This window comes from Okeania sp. (assembly GCF_983059655.1).
Genome location: NZ_CEZPJD010000636.1, coordinates 1 through 1,177, shown reverse-complemented (window position 1 = coordinate 1,177; position 1,177 = coordinate 1). Strand labels below are relative to the sequence as shown.

The following is a 1,177-nucleotide window of genomic DNA, read 5'->3' as shown; positions in this document are numbered from 1 at the left end:
TCCATAAATGATAAGCGTACCGTCACACACCGTCTAAACTTTAAAAAATTATTTTGTAATTACTAATATTCCCATCATACCGCCAGCAATAGGGTAATGTTTGGCATTGACAAATCCTGCTTGATATGCTATTCCCTCTTGTTCTTGCCCGGTGGGAAATTTAGTCAGACTTGGACTAATATAAGCGTATTCCTGAGTTAGATCCAAATTACGAGCCACAGGAACTACAACTGTATCTAGATACCACTGTTGAAAACTTCTTACTAGAGAAGCACTAGGACGGTGCATATCCAGAATGGCTGCCTGAGAATTAGGCTTGAGGACTCGATATAACTCTTGTAAACAACTAGGAATATCTAAGACATTACGCAGACCATACCCCATAGTAGCACAATCGAAATAATTATCTGCGAAGGGCAAATTCAAAGCATCTGCTTCTACCCAATTAATAGGACTAATCTGACTACATAAAGGCGATCTGCGGTTACGAGCGATCGCCAATTGTTGTACAGAAAAATCTACTCCATAAACTATACCTTTACTTCCAGCACACTTGGCCAACATCCACGCCAAATCTCCACTACCACAACATAAATCTAAGCAAGTATCCCCATCATTAGCTTCGCTCCACATGACAGCCATTTGCTTCCAGATTTTATGTAGTCCCAAACTTAGTGCATCATTAAGTTGGTCATAAACTGGGGCAATTCTATTAAATATGGCCTGAACCTCTGTAGAGTTATTAATCATCGTAGAATTTTGGTAAGTGGAAAACCGGCAAGTTTTAACGGCTGAATTGAAACAATCTGAAGGCTTTTAATCCGTAGTCAAAAAAAATGTATCATAATTTAGATATATAGCCTAATAAAGTAGCCTCAATGGTCTTTTGACCGGAGAGAGTAGTGGCAATTGGCACCGTCTAGTAGACTGCTGTATATGTACTACGGTACGGTACTAGCAATATGAAAATCGTGGTTTTAACCCGATAGAAAGCTCCTTTGAAGAATCCACGCTAATTTATCCCGTGGAGTGTCAAAAGTAGCAGTTTTCATTTTTTTGAAGCTCTCCTGTCAAATCGCTTGATTATAACGGGAGATTATAGCTCCACATAATTCTTAACTAGGTCATTTCAGTTATCAGTTATCAGTTATCAGTTATCAGTACCTCTTGCTTCAGC

General features: G+C 39.0%; 1 protein-coding gene. It reads right to left on the bottom strand.

Annotated elements, in window-relative coordinates; translation table 11 throughout:
• Positions 1-48: 48 nt before the first annotated feature.
• Positions 49-750, bottom strand: coding sequence for a bifunctional demethylmenaquinone methyltransferase/2-methoxy-6-polyprenyl-1,4-benzoquinol methylase UbiE (gene ubiE / locus AC3DU7_RS25665; RefSeq protein WP_488042114.1), 702 nt, complete (start codon positions 748-750; stop codon positions 49-51).
• Between the last annotated feature and the right edge of the window lie 427 nt (positions 751-1,177).